The 18,835-nt window shown below is 61.0% G+C and carries 16 protein-coding genes and 1 pseudogene; 10 read left to right on the top strand and 7 right to left on the bottom strand.

Annotated elements, in window-relative coordinates; genetic code table 11:
- Positions 1-142: 142 nt before the first annotated feature.
- Positions 143-598 (bottom strand): annotated as a pseudogene (locus Thiosp_RS15090) (lysozyme inhibitor LprI family protein).
- The gene (locus tag Thiosp_RS15095) at positions 549-2,684 is read right to left on the bottom strand and encodes a methyl-accepting chemotaxis protein (protein ID WP_201063229.1); all 2,136 of its coding nucleotides are present in this window, start codon (positions 2,682-2,684) and stop codon (positions 549-551) included. Before Thiosp_RS15095 ends, Thiosp_RS15090 begins: the two are co-directional and overlap by 50 nt.
- 432 nt (positions 2,685-3,116) lie before the next feature.
- Here Thiosp_RS15095 and amt point away from each other — a divergent pair, with 432 nt between their 5' ends.
- Positions 3,117-5,372, top strand: coding sequence for an ammonium transporter (gene amt, locus Thiosp_RS15100; RefSeq protein WP_201063230.1), 2,256 nt, complete (start codon positions 3,117-3,119; stop codon positions 5,370-5,372).
- A 310-nt stretch (positions 5,373-5,682) separates the two neighbouring features.
- Here amt and Thiosp_RS15105 read toward each other — a convergent pair whose 3' ends face one another.
- The 3 genes from Thiosp_RS15105 to Thiosp_RS15115 all read right to left on the bottom strand — a co-directional run bounded on the left by Thiosp_RS15105 (position 5,683) and on the right by Thiosp_RS15115 (position 7,762).
- The gene (locus Thiosp_RS15105; protein WP_201063231.1) at positions 5,683-5,985 is read right to left on the bottom strand and encodes a hypothetical protein; all 303 of its coding nucleotides are present in this window, start codon (positions 5,983-5,985) and stop codon (positions 5,683-5,685) included.
- Positions 5,986-6,131: 146 nt separating this feature from the next.
- The gene (locus tag Thiosp_RS15110; protein WP_201063232.1) at positions 6,132-7,124 is read right to left on the bottom strand and encodes an aldo/keto reductase family protein; all 993 of its coding nucleotides are present in this window, start codon (positions 7,122-7,124) and stop codon (positions 6,132-6,134) included.
- 281 nt (positions 7,125-7,405) lie between these two features.
- Positions 7,406-7,762, bottom strand: a complete 357-nt coding sequence (locus Thiosp_RS15115; protein ID WP_201063236.1) for a lysozyme inhibitor LprI family protein — start codon at positions 7,760-7,762, stop codon at positions 7,406-7,408.
- A gap of 155 nt (positions 7,763-7,917) precedes the next feature.
- Here Thiosp_RS15115 and Thiosp_RS15120 point away from each other — a divergent pair, with 155 nt between their 5' ends.
- The 8 genes from Thiosp_RS15120 to Thiosp_RS15155 all read left to right on the top strand — a co-directional run bounded on the left by Thiosp_RS15120 (position 7,918) and on the right by Thiosp_RS15155 (position 16,311).
- Positions 7,918-8,193: a hypothetical protein gene (locus Thiosp_RS15120; protein ID WP_201063233.1), complete on the top strand. Its 276-nt coding sequence runs from the start codon at positions 7,918-7,920 to the stop codon at positions 8,191-8,193.
- A 213-nt stretch (positions 8,194-8,406) separates the two neighbouring features.
- Complete coding sequence (locus Thiosp_RS15125; protein ID WP_201063234.1) at positions 8,407-10,257, top strand: metallophosphoesterase; 1,851 nt, start codon at positions 8,407-8,409, stop codon at positions 10,255-10,257.
- The gene (locus tag Thiosp_RS15130; RefSeq protein WP_201063235.1) at positions 10,257-12,497 is read left to right on the top strand and encodes an alpha-amylase family glycosyl hydrolase; all 2,241 of its coding nucleotides are present in this window, start codon (positions 10,257-10,259) and stop codon (positions 12,495-12,497) included. The genes Thiosp_RS15125 and Thiosp_RS15130 overlap by 1 nt, the downstream gene beginning before the upstream one ends.
- A gap of 165 nt (positions 12,498-12,662) precedes the next feature.
- Positions 12,663-13,967 (top strand): hypothetical protein, encoded by a 1,305-nt coding sequence (locus Thiosp_RS15135; RefSeq protein ID WP_323696447.1) that lies wholly within the window; start codon positions 12,663-12,665, stop codon positions 13,965-13,967.
- Positions 13,968-14,272: 305 nt separating this feature from the next.
- Positions 14,273-14,668: a hypothetical protein gene (locus Thiosp_RS15140; protein WP_201063030.1), complete on the top strand. Its 396-nt coding sequence runs from the start codon at positions 14,273-14,275 to the stop codon at positions 14,666-14,668.
- A 157-nt stretch (positions 14,669-14,825) separates the two neighbouring features.
- Positions 14,826-15,011, top strand: a complete 186-nt coding sequence (locus tag Thiosp_RS15145; protein WP_201063031.1) for a ferredoxin — start codon at positions 14,826-14,828, stop codon at positions 15,009-15,011.
- A gap of 12 nt (positions 15,012-15,023) precedes the next feature.
- Positions 15,024-15,887, top strand: a complete 864-nt coding sequence (locus tag Thiosp_RS15150; RefSeq protein ID WP_201063032.1) for a damage-control phosphatase ARMT1 family protein — start codon at positions 15,024-15,026, stop codon at positions 15,885-15,887.
- A 106-nt stretch (positions 15,888-15,993) separates the two neighbouring features.
- Positions 15,994-16,311 (top strand): antibiotic biosynthesis monooxygenase family protein, encoded by a 318-nt coding sequence (locus tag Thiosp_RS15155; RefSeq protein ID WP_201063033.1) that lies wholly within the window; start codon positions 15,994-15,996, stop codon positions 16,309-16,311.
- A 13-nt stretch (positions 16,312-16,324) separates the two neighbouring features.
- Here the strand turns inward: Thiosp_RS15155 and Thiosp_RS15160 are convergent, their stop codons facing one another.
- On the bottom strand, positions 16,325-17,230 hold the full coding sequence (locus Thiosp_RS15160; protein WP_201063034.1) for a sulfotransferase domain-containing protein: 906 nt from the start codon (positions 17,228-17,230) through the stop codon (positions 16,325-16,327).
- A gap of 63 nt (positions 17,231-17,293) precedes the next feature.
- Between Thiosp_RS15160 and Thiosp_RS15165 the strand changes: the two genes are divergently transcribed.
- On the top strand, positions 17,294-17,461 hold the full coding sequence (locus Thiosp_RS15165; RefSeq protein ID WP_242518164.1) for a hypothetical protein: 168 nt from the start codon (positions 17,294-17,296) through the stop codon (positions 17,459-17,461).
- Positions 17,462-17,488: 27 nt separating this feature from the next.
- Here Thiosp_RS15165 and Thiosp_RS15170 read toward each other — a convergent pair whose 3' ends face one another.
- Positions 17,489-18,775 (bottom strand): ISKra4 family transposase, encoded by a 1,287-nt coding sequence (locus tag Thiosp_RS15170; RefSeq protein WP_201063035.1) that lies wholly within the window; start codon positions 18,773-18,775, stop codon positions 17,489-17,491.
- Positions 18,776-18,835 lie beyond the last annotated feature (60 nt).

Genomic DNA, 18,835 nt, shown 5'->3' on the forward strand with positions numbered 1-18,835 from the left:
CGGCGGTTGTTTCATTATTTCTGTAATCGCTATTATTATCCGCGATTTTGGAACGCCCTGCCAACTTTTCCGCGTGCCTGTGAGCACTTTGGTTGCAGAATCAGGTTTCACAGTTTTGCGCGTCATTGCAGCAGCGCGCCCATCAAGGCCGTCGGCTACCAGCACAGCCATCGCCTTCTTCAACCTCCAACCAGCGTCTTAGCTGCTCGATGCGGTCCTGGGTCAGTCGCGCCTTCTCGCCGCAGACACACATCGGGTAGATGCTGCCGTAGCTCGTTTGTTTGTTCTCAACGGGGTATAGCGCCTCCAACTCGGCATCGCGAAAGGCAATCCAGGCGCGCTGGGAGCGCTTGAGCTTGTCCAGAAAATCGTTGTCGCCTTAGTAGCGCCGGCGGATTTGCTGGTAGACGCGATTGAGTGTCTGGTCGGCTTGTTCAAACTCACCACAGGCGGTCTGGTTCAGGTCGGCCTGAGTCTGTGCTCCGCTCGCGGCGGGAACCAGAAAAAAGACCATGAGAACGGTGAACAGGCGCATGCGGTCAATCCCCTTATCCATGGATGACGAAAAAGCCGATGACGCGCTGCATGTCCTCGGCATTGTGAAGTAACTGCTCGGCCATTTCCGAGGTTTGCTGGAAGGTGGCGCTGTTGGAGTGGATGACTGCGTCGAGCCGCTTGACGGCTGCGGCGATGCGCTCGGCTCCCTGGTTTTGCTGCTGGCCGGCCTGGGCGATCTCCTGGATCATGCCTGCGGTTTCCTCGATGGCGGGGACCACTTTCTCGATCATGGCGCCAGCACTCTCAGCCACTTCGCGGCTTTGCGCGGCCAGCTCGGTGATTTCGCGCGCCGCGTCCTGACTGCTGGCGGCAAGCTTGCGCACCTCGCTGGCGACCACGGCGAAGCCACGACCGGCCTCGCCGGCACGCGCGGCCTCGATAGCGGCGTTTAGCGCGAGCAGGTTGGTCTTGCGCGCGATCTCCTCGATGACCGTGAGCTTGCCGGTGATCTGCTGCATGGCGGCCACGGTCTGCTTCACGGCGCCGCCGCCTTCGCGCGCGTCATTGGCGGCGCTTTGCGCGGAAACCTGGGTACGCGCGGCGCGGTCGCTGTTATTTTGAATGATTGCGGTCATGTCCTCCATGGAGGTGGAGATGTCCTCGGCCGAGCGCGCCTGCTGCTCGGAACCCTGCGACAGCCGGCTGGAGGAATCGGCCAATTGCTGGCTGCTTTGGCTGACCTCGCGCGCGGAGCTTTGCACCTCGGCCACCACTTGGCGCAGCTTGTCCATCATGGCGCGCAGGGCGTCGGCGAGCAGGCCGATTTCGTCGCGCTGCCGCACCGAAAGCCGCGCGCTCAGGTCACCCTCGGCGATGCGCTCGGCAAAGGCGACGCCGGCGCGCAGCGGTCTGGCAATGGCGTTGGACACCACCAGCGCGAGCAGCACGATGATGGCGGCGAAGATCAGCCCGGCGACAACCAGGGAGAAGATCAGCCGGTCAACCGGCGCCATGACCTCGGCCTCGTCGATTTCGGCCATCAGCGCCCAGGTGAAGGCGCCCAGCTTGACCGGCGCATAGGCCGAAAGCACCGGGTTGCCGTTGTAATCGATGACGATCTCGGAACCCGTCTCGCCGGCCAGCGCCTGGTGCACGGCGCGGGTATCCACCCGCCCTGTCTCGGGATGACGGAAGGAGGCGGTGACCGAGTGGCTGTCGGGGGCCAGGTAGGAGTCGGAGCGCATCAGCAGGTCGGGGCCGACCAAATAGGATTCGCCCGAGCGGCCGAGGCCGGCGCGCTCGGCCATGATGGAATTGAGTGCGTCGATCGGCATCTGGAAGATGGCCACGCCGATTTTCTCGCCCCGGTCGAAGATGGGTGAGGCGATGAAGCTGGCCGGAGCCTCGTAGGATGGGACGTATTGGGCATAGTCGACCAGGAAGAAGACCTCGGGCGTGGTCGCGGCATTGGCCAGCCGGAAGACCTCGCCGAAATTGGTGTCGGCATAGGGGCCGTCAATCAGGGAGGTGGAGTAGTCCAGCTCTTTGAACACCGAATACAGAATATCGCCAGTATCCGGGTCCACCAGAAAGATGTCGTAGTAGCCGAACTTTTGCAGATAGCTGCGGATGATCGGATGAATCCGGCCATGCAGCGCGGAGTAGCTGGACTGGTCCGGCGCGCGGTCGAGTCCCTCCTTGGAGCCAAGCGGATTGGGATTGGCCTGGATATAGGCATGCTGTAGAGCCAGGGAATCATCATCGAGCTGCTTGAAATAGCGCAGCGCCTCGGGGTCGCGGCCGTCGTTCTGGTCGCGGAATTCCGCCGAGAATTGATCGCTGTAATAGCTGGCCAGTTCCTCGCCCAGGCGCTGGATGTCGTCGGCCGCGTAGCCGTTTTCCGCGCGAAAGCGCGGAAACACCGCGCGCAGCTCGCGCATGGCGTCCACCACCATGGCGTTTTCCGAAAAGGTGAGGATTTGGTTCTGGATGTGGATGAAGTAGCGCTCCACCGCCTGGCGCTTGATTTCGCGCACCGACTCAAGCTGTGCATAGGACTTGTGCAGCAGCGCCTTCTCGGCCTGATAGCCGGCCCACAAGCCGACAAACGCCAGCGCCGAGACGCCGATCAGCAGAAACAGGCCAACCAGCTTCGGCCGCATACGGATATCGTTAATGGACGGCATGACCAACCCTTGATGCGAATGAAGAACCGCGCCAATACGGCACTGCGATCATGTGCATAAAGTATATAAGGTTATTCCAAGGTTGCTCTCCGATCGGCTCACCCAAGCAATAAAATCCAAGCCTACCGCCCCTTGCGCAGACAATGCGCACCATAACTGATCACATGCATCAAAAGCGTGCGGCCTTGCACTACAAATGAACAATGATTGCCAATCATCGATCATTCCCACTAATGAATAGGCGCAATCATGATAACCGTCGCGGCACAGAGGCTATACTCAACAGCAGGCCGTGATTGAACGCTATTCGCATAAAAACGCGGACAGCGCTTTCCAGGCAAAAAGCCTCCCAAGAAACAGGGCTTTCACCAGCCCGTTTTGCTCCGGCTCGGGTCATTCCCAGGCTGCCATTCGGTTTGCGGTGCAATCCCCATGGAAACCGCCACGCTCGCGACCAATCTGAATTTCGTCTGGGTCATGGTCTGCGCGGCGCTGGTATTTCTGATGCAGGCCGGGTTCATGTGCCTGGAAGCGGGGCTGGCGGCGGCCAAGCACTCGATCAATGTCGCCATCAAAAACCTGGCGGACTTCGTCATCGCCGCCATCCTGTTCTGGATGGTCGGCTTCGGGATTATGTTTGGCGACACCCAGGGCGGCTGGTTCGGCTGGGGGGATTTCTTCATCAATGTCGATGATCCCTGGCGGCTGGCGTTTTTCGTTTTCCAGGCAGTCTTCGTCGGCACCGCGGCCACCATTGACTCGGGCGCCATCGCCGGGCGGGCCAAATTTCGCACTTACCTGATTATCTCCGGGCTCATCTCGGCGGTGATCTACCCGGTGTTTGGCCACTGGGCCTGGGGTGGGCTGCTGCACGATCAGGCCGGCTGGCTGGAGGCGCGCGGTTTCAAGGACTTTGCCGGTTCCACCGTGGTGCACTCGGTTGGCGGCTGGACCGCGCTGGTGGGCGTGATGGTGGTCGGCCCGCGCATCGGCAAGTTCAAGGAGGACGGCACCCCGCAGCGGCTGCCGCCGCATAGCATGACCATGGCGGTGCTGGGCGCCTTCATCCTGTTCTTTGGCTGGTTCGGGTTCAACTGCGGCAGCACCCTGGAGGCCACGCCCGACATCGCCATTATTGCGATGAATACGCTGATCGCGGCCTGCTTCGCCTGTCTGGCGGCATCGGCCATTAGCTGGGTGCTCAGCCCACTGAAACGCCCCGAGGTGGAGATGGTCACCAACGGGCTCCTCGGCGGGCTCGTGGGCATCACCGCCGGCTGTGCCTTCGTCGACACCATGGGCGCCATGTGGATCGGGCTAGGCGCTGGCGTGGTGGTCTACATCGGCATCGAGCTGATGGAGAAGGTGTTCAAGCTCGACGACGTGGTCGGCGCCGTGTCGGTGCATGGCTTCTGCGGCGCCTGGGGCACCCTCGCGCTCGGCCTGCTCATTCTGCCCGAGCATCTCGGCGAGCTCAGCCGTTTCGATCAGATCAGCGTCCAGTTCCTCGGCGTGCTGGTGTGCTTCCTGTGGACTTTCGGCGTCGCCTTTTTGGTCATCAAGGGCATCGACATCACCACCGGCGGCATGCGGGTGTCGCGCGAGGATGAGATTCGCGGCCTGAATGTGGCCGAGCATGGTTTCCGCATGTCGCACCTGGACGCCATCGAGGCCATGCATTACATCGGCAAGACGGGCGATCTCAGCAAGCGGGTGGAGATCGAGATCGGCACCGAGATGGGCGAAGTTGCCATGACCTTCAACGACATGCTCGACAAGATCGAGGACGTCGTGCGGGTCACCAACAATGTCGCCCACGGCGATCTGTCGCGCAGTGTCGAGCCGAAAAGCGCGCATGACGTGCTTGGCCATTCAGTCAACGATATGGTCAACAGCCTGCGCGATTTTGTCCAACGGATCGAATCCGTCTCCGGCGGTCTGTCCGGCTCGGTGGCGAACCTAGACGCGTCCAGCCAAGATCTGCACGATGCCAACCAGGACTTGACCGCCAGTATCGAGGAGGTGGTCAGCAACGTCGCCCAGGCGATCGAGCTGGCCAAGACCATGAGCGGGCATGCCGGGGAAGGCTCCGACAGCGTGCGGCAAACCCGCGCCGATCTCGACGCCATCCGCGAGGTACTGCTCAAGCTCAATGGCCAAATCCAGACGCTGGACGGGGAATCCGAGCAGATCAGCCAGTTCACCAGTCGCATCCACAAGATCGCCAACCAGACCAACCTGCTGGCGCTGAACGCGGCGGTCGAGGCGGCGCGCGCCGGCGAGCACGGCCGCGGCTTTGCCGTGGTGGCGGACGAGGTCAAGACCCTGTCCGGCTCATCGGCCAAGGCGGCTCAGGAGATCGAGTCCCTGCTGCACCGCATCCGCGGCAGCATGGGCGAGGCCATCGCCGCATCGCAGGAGACCGATGCCTCCAGCAAGAACATGGCCGAGAACACCGCCCGCGCGCTGTCCGAGTCCTTTGCCAATATCTCCCGCTCGGTCAACGCGATGGCTGAGATGATGAGCACCATTGAAAGCGCCACCCAACGCCAGGATCACTCCAGCCTGCGCAGCCGCGACGCGGTCGAGCAGATCGGCAACATCGGCCGGCAAATGCGCGACGATGCCCAGCAGCTGCTTGATGTTCTGACTTTCTTCCGCGCCGCGGCGGCGGCTCCTTCCGGATGATTGCCGCGATCATCTGGCAACTGGTGGATAATGTCCCGTCTCGGAAGATCAACAGACCGGGCAATCCTCGATGAATCGATGGCAAAGAGCGGGGCTAAACGTTGTTCCATGTGCCATTGCAGGTCATCGGCCAGCATGCAGAGATCGACGTGGCTGCGAATGCGATCATCCGTCTTGTGATAAACCGGGCGAATATCCAGCTGCACTGTCTTGAGATTGCGCAAGGCCTGCTCGAAAAAGTCAGGCTTTTATAGGCGCGCACCACGTCCAAGGTCTTCGTCTGCGTTCTATCGACATCGCTGCTGATCGCCTAGCAGCCAACGAAGCGCTTCTCGCGTTCCACTTTCTCGGTGCTGATCGACCAAGTCAGGCGATGCGGGCAGCATTTTTTCTGTTGCGGATCGGCCTCGATGGCCCATTGAATGAATTTGCCCATCTTGTACTTGGCCAAGACCTTGCCGACACGGGCACCGAACTTCTCGACGGTCGTGGCGCACTTGTAGACAGCGATCTCGGCCAGAGGCTTGATGGAGAGGTCCAGCAGCCGTTGGCGCGTCCGCGACTCGCGCACGGCTTTTCGCGGACCGAACAAGATAAGGTGCCGCTGTTCCAAGGAAGGCTTCTTAAAGTGCGCGGACAGTTCAGACAGTCGATTCTTGATACCCGAAACAAAGCAACGAATAGCGTGGGAAGCGTCTCCACGGCCGTCCTTAGCGAAACAACAGGCTTCATTCTTCGGGGCGGCCGTGACCATGCGCGTTAAACGACCAATGCGGGATCTGGGCAGGTTCGGCGCGCCTCGCCAGTGCCGAGCGCATCAATGGCTTGAATTTCCTCGTCACTGAGCGCGAAGTCGAAGATCGCGCGATTCTCGGCCATGCGCGCGGCCTTGGATGTCTTGGGCAGCGCGGTGCGGCCACTCTGCACATGCCAACGCAGCACCACCTGTCCGGTCGTCTTGCCGTGACGCTCGGCGATGGCGGTGAGGATCGGGTCGCTTAACAGATCAAAGGCACCGCTGGCAAATGGCGCATAAGCGGTGACGACGATGCCCTGCTCGCGGCAGAAGGTCTCGAGCTGCGGTTCGCGACAGTATGGATGGATCTCTACCTGGTTGATGGTGGGCCGGCGCTCAGGCTCGGGCACGTCTTCCATCAGCTGGCGCAGATGCCCGATGGTGAAGTTGGACACGCCTATGGCCCGCGCCGCACCCTTGTCGGCCAGTTCGCAGAAGGTGCGCCAGATGGTCGCGCGCACCTTGCGCGGGAAGTCCGGATCACCGGTGGTGTTCTCACCAAAACTGCCCGGCCAGTGCATCAGCAGCAGATCAACATAGCCAAGGCCAAGATCGTCCAGGGTATCGACCATGTCGTCACGGACCTGCTGGGCGATGTCTTCGACTTTGTCGGCATCCCAGGTGCGACGGTGGGAGATGTTGATATGCGGCGGCGCGGCGGGATGGGCCAGCTTGGTGGTGATGAACAGTTCCTCGCGGCTCAGTTCGCCGCTGGCAAAGCGTTGGCCAAGCAAGGTGCCGAGAATCCGTTCGGTCCCATAGACGCGGGCACCATCAAAGGCGCGATAGCCGTTGTCCAGCGCCAAGCTGATGGCCCGCCATGCCTGCTCCGGCAGAAATCCCTGGAAGGCTGTCCGCCCGACCCAGTCGCCGAAGGCGCAACCAAAGGCCAAGCTCGGCATGGCCACGCCGTTATGCAGGGTGATGGTGCGCAGATCACTTTCGTTATCATTCATGTCGTCGTCCTCAATGGATGGATCAACCTGACCCGAGACGCTAACAGAACCCATGACCATCGACCAAATCACGGCCTTCTTTGGCTGGGCGGCGATCATCAACCGGGCTTGAGATTCCGCGGCTCGAGGAATACCAGAACGAACCGCGCGAAGGCACCGGCCATGTCGGCCAGGCGGCCTTGATTGACCTAGTCGCGCTGCGGCCGCTTGCCAAGCCCGTTCCAGCGATGCCAGGTTGATCAAGCGCTGACGAGCGCTCAGGCTCGCCGCTCAAATCTTCGTCATGGCCGTCGGCTGCCAGCACAGCCATCGCCTTCTTCAACCTCCAGCCAGCGTCTAAGCTGTTCGATGCGGTCCTGGGTCAGGCGCGCCTGCTCGCCGCAGACACACATCGGGTAGATACTTCCGTAGTGCATTTGCTTGTTGTCATCGGGATAGAGTGCTTCAAGCTCGGCATCGCGAAAGGTGATCCAGGCGCGCTGGGACCGCTTGAGCTTGTCCAAGAATTGACTGTCGCCTTGATAGCGCCGGCGGATTTGTTGGTAAACGCGATTGAGTGTCTGGTCAACCTGTTCAAACTCGCCACAAGCCGTCTGATTGAGATCGGCTTGCGTCTGCGCAACGCCTGAGCCGGGCAGTCGTGCAAGAGCAAGTGATGCTTTGGGTCTCCCGTGGTGACTTGGATGCCGTTTTCAGCCCGTCCGGGTTGTTCGATACAGACAACGGTACTCGGCGCCACTCGGCTTGAGTTCACTGGCAAAGAGCGCGATCTGATCGATCCGCATGGTCCGTGATGTCCAGTCGGCGAGTGGCTCAGCCCAATGCCGTGGCGGTTTCAGAAGGTCAGCGACTCAAGGATGGCGATTTCAGCGCGGTGATTGAGGTCGCGCGGCCTGCCCGCCGTGCGAGCAGCGCCTGGGTATCGAGCAGACCAGACAGGGATCCATCAGCCCGCCGTGGCGACAACCAAAGAACCACCCTCGCCAAACAGCAGCGCGACGCCAAGCCACAGCAAGCTCAAACCACCGAGCTGCTTGATCTGGCCCCGCCGTCATTGCAGTGCCATTGACCGATACGATGCGCAATAATGGCGCTACGGACTTGCTGCTGTTCATGCTGTTTCTTTCGGCCAAAAACCCTACGGAGGAAGCGAGAGGGGCTGCCTAACCGCGCTTTGCGCAGTGCGCTACCCCTTCCCGGCCTGATGCCGAGGTCTCTCGCGCTAGATTTTATGATTGTCAGACGATCAAGGCTTTGGATTCTTTGGGCGACCCTCCTACTCTTGGCGTCGGATGCTACCGCTGAGCCAAGCAGTCCGGTCTATCGGTTTTGGCATCCTCACGCGCACAGCTTTTTCTGCACCATCAATGATGCCGAGGCGGATGCGCTGATACTGACGGATGGAAACGGCTGGCGTTTTCAGGGCGCGGCCTGGCAGGCTTACACCAAGGCCGCTCCCGCAACCATCGCCGTGCAGCAATTCTGGAATCCCAAGCTTCAGCAGTTTTTCTATACCGCCGATGCACAGGAGATTGCCGCGATGCAGGCGGCCGGGACAGGCTGGCAGCATCAGGGCGTTGCCTGGTATTCGCCGCCGGTGCAGGCTTTCGCAGGGGAGACCGAAACTAGTCAGACTTTCGAGCCGGTTTTCCGCTTCCTGAACAAGCGCCTGCAGTCCCATCTCTACACGGCCAGCCCGGAGGAAGTGGCACGCATTTTTGCCGAACTGCCCCAGTGGCAGTATGAGCTTGCCGTCTGGTCAACGCCATCGTCACTCTCAAGCCGCATTCTGTCTCTGACCGATATTCACTTCGACCCATTCACTGAACCGGACCTGATTGAAAACCTGGCGATGATGCCGGCTGAGGCTTGGGATGCCTATCTCTCCCGCCGCGCATCGACTGCGCTGCCCGCAACGGGTGAGCCGACCAATTACGCTTTGCTCAATGCCGTGCTGGCCAATGCACGAGTCCGGGTGCCGACCCCGGATTTCATCATCTATTCCGGCGACTTCCTCGGCCATGGTATTTGGGACAAGTTTGATGCCGCCTTCGCGAATGCAACGCCCGCGGAAAGAGACGACTTTATCCTGAAGACAGTCACCTTCGTGACCAAAAAGATCGCCGACACCTTCCCAGGCGTGCCCGTGGTGTTCACACTCGGCAATGTCGATGCCTTCGCGGGCGACTATGCATTGGTTGACGAAGGCGATTTTCTTGCGCGCACCGCCGAGTTATTTCTCCAGGAATGGGTTGGCGATATCGCGGATGCAGGAGAGTTTCTGGCAAGTTACTCGGCCCATGGCCATTACAGTCTGCTGCTACCCAGTCTTGACCGCACCCGCCTGATTTCTTTGAGCTCGGTGTTTTTCTCGCCGCAGCATCCCGATTCCGGCGTCGAAGTGTCAGCCGACGCGCAACTCGACTGGCTAGAAGGTGAGCTGGTGCGCGCCCAGGCGGCTGATGAACGCGTGTGGCTGCTAAGCCATATCCCGCCCAGTGTCGATGTGTATGCCACCTTGAACAGCAACCCGCCCGCAGTGGTGTCCCAATGGCGGGAAGCACCCCTTGCGCGTTTTTTGGATCTCATCCGGGCCTACGCGCCGCTCGTGCTCTTCGGTCAAAGTGGACACACCCATATGGACGACTTCCGGCTGATCAGTCACGCCGAAACCGGTTATTTTCCGGAAGAAAGCCCAGAGCTGATCAAAATCACACCGGCCGTCAGTCCATTATTCGGCAATAACCCCGCCTATCAGGTCTACGGCTATGATCCTGCAAGCGCGCACGTGATCGACCTCGACACCTACTATCTCGACCTTGAACGCAGGACTGCACCGGCTTGGTATACGCACGAATACGACTTCGCAACGGCCTTCGATCTCCTGCCATCGGCTACAGGTTTTGATGAACTCTATCGCAGCTTGCCCACAAACGAGGCACAGCGCGATAACTACCTGCTGTTTTATGGCTCCTCGACGGACGATTCAGCGATGGCCGCTGACTGGCAAGCCTATTGGTGCGGGATAGGTGCTCTCACAGCGACCGAGTACCAACATCAATGCGCCGAGGTGTTGAGGTTAGGACCTGAACCCCGTCCAGGCTCGCCCCAGCGCCCTGCAAGGAGCCCCTGATGCCAGACCTCACAGTTCGTTTCAGCCCGCCCGCCGATTGGTCTCGGCCGCCACGCGTCCACTACTGGGACCGTTGGCCGGATCATGACGCCACAGACTGCGCCACAGAATGGCCCGGTGTAGAGATGACGCCGGACCCCAGACACCACGGCTGGTATCTCTGCCGCTTTGCCGACACCACCCGCGTGCGCCTCGTCTTCAACGACGGCCAGGGCCGGCAGAGCGGCGACCTCGTTTGCGAGCGTAGCGGTTGGTTCGACTTCAACCATCACTGGCAGGACGCCGTACCGCCCGAAGCTAAGATATCATCCCCAAGAGGCGGAGCAACCGCACCGAAATCCAACTCAAAATCGAAGCCGGGACCAGAATCGCGTCCAGCATCGCAACCGACACGCACAACAGCGGATGCCGGCCCGCGCCCGATCGCGGAACGCACCGACTTCCGCGAAGAGACCATCTACTTCCTGCTGACGGCCCGCTTCCACGACAGCGACCCGTCCAACAACTTTTTCTGTCGCGACCGCATCGAGTTCGACGCCGCCGGTAATCCGACCGATCCTCACTGGCGCGGTGACTTCAAGGGGCTGATCCAGCGGCTCGACTACATCGCCGACTTGGGGTTCACGGCCATCTGGATCACGCCGCCGATCGAGAACCGCTCGGGACTCGACTACCACGGCTACCACGGCTACGACTGGACCCGCATCGACCCGCGCCTGGAATCCCCGGATGCGACCTACCAGGATCTGATCGACGCGGCCCACGCCCGGGGTATCAAGATCATCCAGGACGTCGTGGTCAACCACTGCTGCCAGTTCGGCATCCGCGACCAGGTCCATATCGACCATCTGCCCACCAAGTACTATGTCCCGCAGGGCAGCGAGCAGGGCCAGGTCGACCATGGCCCCTACCAAGGCCACCTCGGCAACTACGCCTGGCCCAACCGCGACGATATCGACAACCCCAAGGCCCCGGACTGGTGGCGCGAACGCCACGACCGTGATCCGGCAGGCACCGAGCCGCTGGTTGATCCGAAGACCGGCGAGACGGTGCCGAAGCCTGGGTACGACCCGGGCCGCTTCTTCGGCGTCGACGCCCAAACCCTTGACCCGGACTGGTTCCATCAAGACGGCTTCATCTGCGGCGGCGACTGGGAGAGCGCGCATCCGCTCCAGAACAAGCACCTGGCCGGCGACTGCATCGACCTTGCCACCGAGCGCGAGAACGTCAAGCGCTACCTGATCGACGCGGTCAAGGTCTACCTGGACATGGGCGTCGACGCCCTGCGTATCGACACCGTCAAGCATGTCGAGCGCAATAATCTGCTCGAATACGTCAACGCCTGGAAAGCGCACAAACCCGGGCTCTTCGTCTTCGGCGAGAATCTGGTCAAGGGCTACGGCTGGGGCGACCTGGGCGGCGGCGACAATGGCCCGAGCGAAATCCGCCCCTGGTGGTACACCCGCCTCGGCGACGATCCCCGCGACCCGAACGCCGGCGGCGACTCAGGCTTTCCGCAGCTTGACTTCGGCCTGTTCTCCACCTTCCGCGACACCGTCAGCAAGGGCACCTACGCCGGCACCGGCCAGATCCTGTCCATGGACTGGATCTATGGCGACGTCACCTCACTGGTGACCTTCCTGCAGAACCACGACGTCGGCCCCGACAACGACTTCAAGTACCGCTTCAAGGGCGATCAATGGATGGCCGCCGCGGCCTACAACCTGCTCTGGACGGCCCGCGGCATCCCCTGCCTCTACTTCGGCGAAGAGATCGAATTCATGAAGGGGGCGCCCCAGGATGTCGAGTGCGAGAAGGACTGCCTCTCGTCCACCGGCCGCGCCTACTTCGGCGACCACCTGAGCGATGCCCGCATCGCCGAGACCCAGGCGCATCCCATCTACCGGCACATCCAACGCCTGAACCGCATTCGTCAGGCCATTCCGGCATTGCAGAAGGCGCCCATGACCCAGGTGAACGAATGGGGCGGCGGCATGGCCTTCGTCCGCGATCTGAGCGACCAGGGCAGCTATGCGGTGGTCGGCCTCGCCATCGGCGGTGAGCAGAGCATCGGCATCGACGGCGTCCGCCCCGGCCTGTATCGCGATGCTGTCACCGGCGCCGAGCAGCACAGCGACGGCACCCTGCATTTCGAGGTCAAGGCCAACTCCGCCGGCATCTACGTCCTCGACGGCCCGGGCAAGATCGGCGAGGACGGGGTCTACCTGCGGCCTGATTAGCAAACACTGTTTATCGGTATGGGGTCACACTGCCAGCAATTCCCGTTGAAGAATTATTTGCTTTAAAAACAATGCACTGCATGATTGTGGGAAAAATGTTTTCGTAAACTTTCTCACAGAATCAGGGTATTATCTCGCAAAGCTCAGGTTGCGAGGTAAGAACTGATGAGTGCGCCTTTTGGTCGTCAATCGCTGAGTGCCGCCGGACTGCTGCGCACCGCGCGATCGGTCTTCGGGAAAATCCCGGATGAAGCGGCGAGCGACATCCCGCTGGTCGATCACCTGATGTCCGGTCTGGCGCTGTTCGGACTGAAATACCCCTCCTTGCTGCAATTCGACCAAGACCGCAAGGATGCAACCAAGCGAGCGAATCTGCGCACGCTCTACGGCATTGAGCGCGCCCCGAGCGATACCTGGTTTCGCCAACGTCTCGATGTGATGGACCCCAAGCATCTGCGCCCCTTGTACAAGGCGTTGTTGGCCGCCTTGCAGCGGGGCAAGGGCTTGGAAGGGTTTGCCTATCTGCACGGGCACTACCTGCTCTCGCTCGACGGCACCGGGTACTTCTCCTCACAGAGCATCCATTGCCAGCACTGCGCCGAGAAACACCACCGCGACGGCACCATCACCTACTACCATCAGGCGCTGGCGGCGGTGTTGGTCCACCCCGATCAGCGCGAGGTCTTTCCCTTGGCACCAGAGCCCATTATGCGCGCCGATGGGGCGAAGAAAAACGACTGCGAGCGCAACGCCAGCAAGCGGTTGTTAAGCGATGTGCGTCGCGAGCATCCGCACCTGAAACTCATCGTCATTGAGGATGCCTTGGCGTCCAACGCCCCGCACATCCGCCATCTTCAGGCGTTGAACATGCGCTTCATCCTCGGTGCCAAGGAAAGCGACCATGGCTTTCTGTTCGACTGGGTGGCCAACACCCCAACGACGATCGTGCGCGAGTACAAGGACGAAGACGGCACGCGCCACCGCTTTCGCTCTCTCAACGGTGCCCCATTGAATGAGTCCAATTTTGACCTGGAGGTCAATTTCCTCGAGTACTGGGAGCACGCCCCGGATGGCAAGGTGACCCATTTCTCCTGGGTCACCGACATTCCCATCGACGACACCAACCTGATGACTTTGATGCGAGGAGCCCGCGCCCGCTGGAAAATCGAGAACGAAACCTTTAACACCCTGAAAAATCAAGGCTATCACTTCGAGCACAACTTCGGTCACGGCGATCAACACTTAAGCACCGTGCTGATGCATCTGATGATGCTGGCGTTTCTCATCGACCAGATCCAACAACGCTGTTGTCGGCTGTTTCAAACCGCAATGACAGCGGCGCAGAGCAAGATCCGGTTGTGGGATCAGCTACGCCATCGCTTCAATCTCTGCCTGATCCCAAATTGGGAGGCCCTGTATCGCTCCATCTTCGATCCGCCCAAACTCGTCCTGACCTGGGATACTTCCTAGACGACCGCCGTGACCGAGCGCTCGTGTGATGATGTTCAGGGGATAACCAACAGCCAGCTTGCACCATCACGGCTTACCCGTGAGGTTTTCCTCTGCCCAGGGGTTTCGCAACGCTCGCTCAATCGACGGGCGCGCGACCGAATGGGGAGCAGCGGGAATTGCTGTCACACTGCCCCAGTGCTTGCGTTCACTCATCGGCGAGAATGGCGAGCTGAGTCTTCTCATTGCGAAGGGCCGCGTCGCCCAATGTTGGCGCACAGAGCACCGCGTTTGCCGCCGAATCACCATCATTAGAGGTGCTGGAGATGCTTCACCCCAATCAGTTCCGCGTCATGGAAGCCTGGGTGGCTTTCAATTTGAACGAAGCGCCGATTCACACCGAGCACGACGGTGATTTCAATGTCGTCGCGCTCATGGACGCGGCCAGTTGCTTTCTGCTCAGCTCCGGTTTTATCTCGACTGGACAGTCCGAGATGACGAAAGCCGAGGCGCTGCGCGCACTTGAAGATGCCTGGTCACACAAACAAGACTTCCCACAGCAGCTCATGGTATCTAGCGGGCAGAGACTGAACCAACTTTGGGCGGAAGCACAAAACCTAGGCATCGAGGTAATTGAAGTGTCGGAGGACGAACTGCAGCCGTTGATCTCAGAGGCCAGAGAGAGTTTCAGGGAGCACTTTGCTGCTGGCCGCTTGCATTGATTGTGGTCCAAATGCCTTTTCCCGTTGGTCGAAATCCCGCTTGGCCAAGGTCCGTCAGCCAACCCGCACCGAAACGCGACTTATCAATGCGGCCACTTCCACCTCCCCGGATAATCCTGAGCAAATTGATCGGAAACAGTGACGCGGAGGTTCCAACATGCCCAAGCAACAACGACACAATATGGGAGCGGGCGGCGCTTGCATCTGCCCGAAGTGCGACTATCGCAGTGCGCATCGTGCGGGCATCCCCTGCCAAGACGAGCGCTGCCCCGATTGCGGCACCAAGCTGCTGCGCGAGGGCTCTTACCACGACCAACTGCTGCAACAGAAGCGCCAACACTAGGGTCTGGCCACCATGCAAGTTTATCTGGACTGCTGGCCCTGCTTCCTGCGTCAGGCGCTGAGCGCGGCCCGCCGCGCTGGGGCCTCGGCTGAATTGCAGCGCGCGATCTTGGAAGAGACCATGACCGCCTTGCGCGAACTTGGCAGCGATGCGACCCCACCGGAGATGGGCGAGCGCATTCATCGGCTGGTGCGCGAACGCGCGCGGGCACCCGACCCTTACCTGGAGGTGAAACGCGAGGCCACTGGACAGGCTCTGGCCCTGCTGCCGACGCTGCGGCAGAGGGTTGAAGAGTCCGATGATCCTCTCCACACAGCGGTGCGCATCGCCATCGCCGGCAACATCATCGACCATGGTGTCGCCGAGACCTTCGACTTGGAGGCGACACTGGAACGGGTGCTTCAGGCCACGCCGCCGATCGACGATCTGCAGGTGCTGCGCGAGGCGCTGGAACGGGTGGATGACGTGCTGTATCTGGCCGACAACGCCGGCGAGACGGTCTTCGATCGTGTGCTGATCGAAACGCTGTCTCTGCCCGTGCGCTATGCCGTCAAGGCCGGCCCGGTGCTAAACGATGCCACCCGCGAGGAAGCCGTCGCCGCCGGCCTGGACCAGGTCGCGGAGATCATTGACACTGGTTGCGACGCCATGGGCGCGCCCTTGGGTCTGTGCTCGCCAGACTTCCGCGATCGCTTCAACCGCGCTCGGCTGATCATCGCCAAGGGCCAAGCCAATTACGAGACGCTGCGCGGGGTAGATGCGCCCATTTGCTTCCTGCTGCAGGCCAAGTGCTCGGTGATTGCCGGGGATATCGGTGTCCCGACGGGCAGCGTCATCATTCAGGCGAGCGCCGCGCTGTATGATGCCGCTTCCTAACGCTCATGGTCACGGCCACCCCGGAGGATGAAGCCTGTTGATTCACGGTAATCGCTCTGACAGACACAACAAACCATCCGCATCAAGGCCAACAGGAGATTCGCTGATGTTCATCGTGATCAATCGCGTCGCTGTCGTCGAGGACTTCGCCGAGATGTTCGAGGACCGGTTTCGCCACCGCGCGGGTCAGATCGACAAACAACCGGGTTTTATCCGCATGCAGGTGCTCAAACCCCAGACGCCCGACACGCCCTATCTAGTGCAAACCACCTGGCATGATCGCCAGGCGTTCGAGGCGTGGGTCGGCTCGGAGGATTTTAAAGTCGCCCACGGCAACCCGATGCCAAAAGAGGCCTTTAGCGGTGAGGGCAGGATCGAGATGTTCGAGGGGATCATCGATTCCGAGGTGGCTGACTCGCCATGACGACGTCGAAGGATCAATCGAGCCCCAGATAGGCCAGACAGTCGGCGGACAACTCCTGTCGACAACGACTGAGAATCCGCGCCTCCTGATCGCCGGTCAGCTGGGTTGTGTGATCGCCGGTCTGGCCTTTGCGGATGAAGCCGCCGGGGCGAAACATCGGACTGCCATCGGCGTTGCGCCCGGCGAAGCGCTGGCTGTTTGCCTTCATCCAGGCGAAGGAAGACAGCTGCACGGTTTGCTCAAGCGTCTGTGGCGTCACGGGCCAGCCGAGAAACGTGGCGATCCGTTCAATTGCGCCCGGCAGGTCGGCCTTGAGATCGCTGTAGCGCAGCATCAGCAGGTTGTCGCGCTCGCGCCGAGGCCACCAGCTGCCCAGATTACGAAACCAGGCGCCGAAGGCGAGCCAGTCCTCCACATGGACCTCCAGACTCGCGGGTCGCTCCAATCCGTGAGCGGCGAGCGCGCTGTCGGTCATGTCCATCAGGTGATGGTAGAAGCTGACGCAGCAGTCGCGCGGATCGCGCACCGTCAGAATCAGGCGTGCGATCTCGCGGCCCGGGGTCTGCTCCCAGGTACAATGGGTCTTGAACAGCCGCGGATCGGGGCGCGCTGCAAAGCCCGCCAACACCTGTTGCCAGGTTTGGGGCGGACGCTGGCGTTCCAGCCAGGGCACCACCGTATCGATGTCCTCGAAGGTGTCATCGCTGCCGGTGCGCAGTTGATGCAGAATCTGCTGCATCCAGGTGGTTCCGGCCTTGGGTGCCGTGGTGATCAGCACATCGCTCGGGCGTGCCTGAAAATGGGCGAGTATCCAGGGATCATGCAGCGGATGGGGCTCGCCCCAATGTGCATCCGGTGGCGCGTCGGATGGCTCGGGCCGCGCCAAATCGATTGTGCCAACGGATGGCTGCGTGGTCATGTCATGCGTTTCCTGAAAATCTGAACAAGCGTATCACGCAGAATCATCTCACGGAGAGACCCTATGTGGGACCAACGCTTCGACCGTGAAGACTATCTCTACGGCACCGAGCCGAGCCAGTTTCTCGCGGCCCAGACGGAGCGCCTGCGCCCCGGACAGCGAGCTTTGGTCGTCGCCGATGGCGAGGGGCGTCATGCCGTCCATCTCGCCGCGCTCGGGCTACGCCTATGAGCAGGGTGCGGCCTTTTAATAATGTGATTATCCGAAACAGGCGGCACCGAATTGATCAATTCGCTGCCAAAATTGCTGCCAGCGCCCGGTCGTTTGGCTCAGCGCCCGCGGGCTGAGTACAATCCCGGCGCCTTTGGTTTTCCAGCGCATGCCCGATGCGCAAAGTCGCTGCTTGACCAGCGTCTTGCAGGCGGCTTCAGTCACCCCTGAACCGATGGGAAGATGCTCGGCGAGGAAACCGGGGTAGTCCATCTGGTGGCGATGGTTGGTGAAATAGGTCCAAGCGCGGCGCACGCCTTCGCGAACCGCTTGGGATAAGCCGCGTTTCTCCCCCAATCGTTCGGCCTCATTGATGAGGGCATCAACGGCGTGCGGATCATGCTTGAGCCGATGGGCCTGGTCGTGGCGGTATCGCTCCCGCGCGCCCTGATCTTTGCGTGCCGGGTAACGGGCTTGAGCGAGCAGGGCCAGATACTCGCTGGCATGATAGAAGTCGATGAGTTGTTGCTCGGTGTGTTGGGTCAAAAATGACCAATTGGCAGCGGCCCCGTCAGCGATGCCGATGAAGCGCGCGTCAGGGTAATGCTGTTTGGCGGCAGTGATTTCGCGGGTCAGCCGTTCCGTGAAGGTCTGTTTGCCGTATTCGGGCGCGGCGGCCAGGTAAATGGTGTGCTGACGCTCCCCCGCCGTGTCGTAGAACGACAGCGCACCGACCATGGCTTCGCGATACCCGCTGCTGTCGGCCATGGGAATCATGGCGCCATCCAAGCTCACGGCCACCGTCGTGATCGCCTGCGCCAACGCGGGCAGTTCATACGTCCAGGTTTCTTCCTTCGCCATGGCGATGGTGCCGACCCATTCGCCGACATGCTGGATATAAGAGCGCGCGACGCAGCGTCCGTGATTGTCCGCGAGATCGCGTTGCACCGAGCCCGCATTGAGTTGGGCGTACTTGTGACTGATCTGGCGGGCGAACAACGGCGTTGCCCCGCGCACGATGCGCGCGGCGGTCTCCAGCGGACAATAAATCCGCCCGCCACGCGAGGTCTGATAGACATAGCGCTCGACGCTGACAGGCCCATAAGGCGTTTGGTATTCCTTCGGATCGCGGGCGCGCGCAGTCAGCTTGATGTCGCCCACGCGAATCGGGCTCCCGTCGGTATCAAAACGCCCCAGTGCCTCGACTGTCGCACAGCAGCCAACTGCGTTGGTCGCCTGCTGAATCTGCTGTTCCATCTCCTGCAAGCTGCCATGCAACGGCAGGCTCACTTCGATGGTGATCTCTTCCCCCGAACGCCGGACAACCGTGGCCATGATCGCTCCTCGCCTCATCATTTACAGAGACTTAAAGCATACTCCTCGAAATAACATCTT

The organism is Thiorhodovibrio litoralis (assembly GCF_033954455.1).
In the GTDB taxonomy this organism is placed as follows: Bacteria; Pseudomonadota; Gammaproteobacteria; order Chromatiales; family Chromatiaceae; genus Thiorhodovibrio; species Thiorhodovibrio litoralis.

What these genes read in the sequence shown, in the direction of transcription:
- Thiosp_RS15095 (WP_201063229.1), bottom strand. Translation starts at nt 2,684, where the DNA reads ATGCCGTCCATTAACGATATCCGTATGCGGCCGAAGCTGGTTGGCCTG.
- amt (WP_201063230.1), top strand. Translation starts at nt 3,117, where the DNA reads ATGGAAACCGCCACGCTCGCGACCAATCTGAATTTCGTCTGGGTCATG.
- Thiosp_RS15110 (WP_201063232.1), bottom strand. Translation starts at nt 7,124, where the DNA reads ATGAATGATAACGAAAGTGATCTGCGCACCATCACCCTGCATAACGGC.
- Thiosp_RS15120 (WP_201063233.1), top strand. Translation starts at nt 7,918, where the DNA reads ATGTCCAGTCGGCGAGTGGCTCAGCCCAATGCCGTGGCGGTTTCAGAA.
- Thiosp_RS15130 (WP_201063235.1), top strand. Translation starts at nt 10,257, where the DNA reads ATGCCAGACCTCACAGTTCGTTTCAGCCCGCCCGCCGATTGGTCTCGG.
- Thiosp_RS15135 (WP_323696447.1), top strand. Translation starts at nt 12,663, where the DNA reads ATGAGTGCGCCTTTTGGTCGTCAATCGCTGAGTGCCGCCGGACTGCTG.
- Thiosp_RS15140 (WP_201063030.1), top strand. Translation starts at nt 14,273, where the DNA reads ATGCTTCACCCCAATCAGTTCCGCGTCATGGAAGCCTGGGTGGCTTTC.
- Thiosp_RS15145 (WP_201063031.1), top strand. Translation starts at nt 14,826, where the DNA reads ATGCCCAAGCAACAACGACACAATATGGGAGCGGGCGGCGCTTGCATC.
- Thiosp_RS15150 (WP_201063032.1), top strand. Translation starts at nt 15,024, where the DNA reads ATGCAAGTTTATCTGGACTGCTGGCCCTGCTTCCTGCGTCAGGCGCTG.
- Thiosp_RS15155 (WP_201063033.1), top strand. Translation starts at nt 15,994, where the DNA reads ATGTTCATCGTGATCAATCGCGTCGCTGTCGTCGAGGACTTCGCCGAG.
- Thiosp_RS15160 (WP_201063034.1), bottom strand. Translation starts at nt 17,230, where the DNA reads ATGACCACGCAGCCATCCGTTGGCACAATCGATTTGGCGCGGCCCGAG.
- Thiosp_RS15165 (WP_242518164.1), top strand. Translation starts at nt 17,294, where the DNA reads ATGTGGGACCAACGCTTCGACCGTGAAGACTATCTCTACGGCACCGAG.
- Thiosp_RS15170 (WP_201063035.1), bottom strand. Translation starts at nt 18,775, where the DNA reads ATGGCCACGGTTGTCCGGCGTTCGGGGGAAGAGATCACCATCGAAGTG.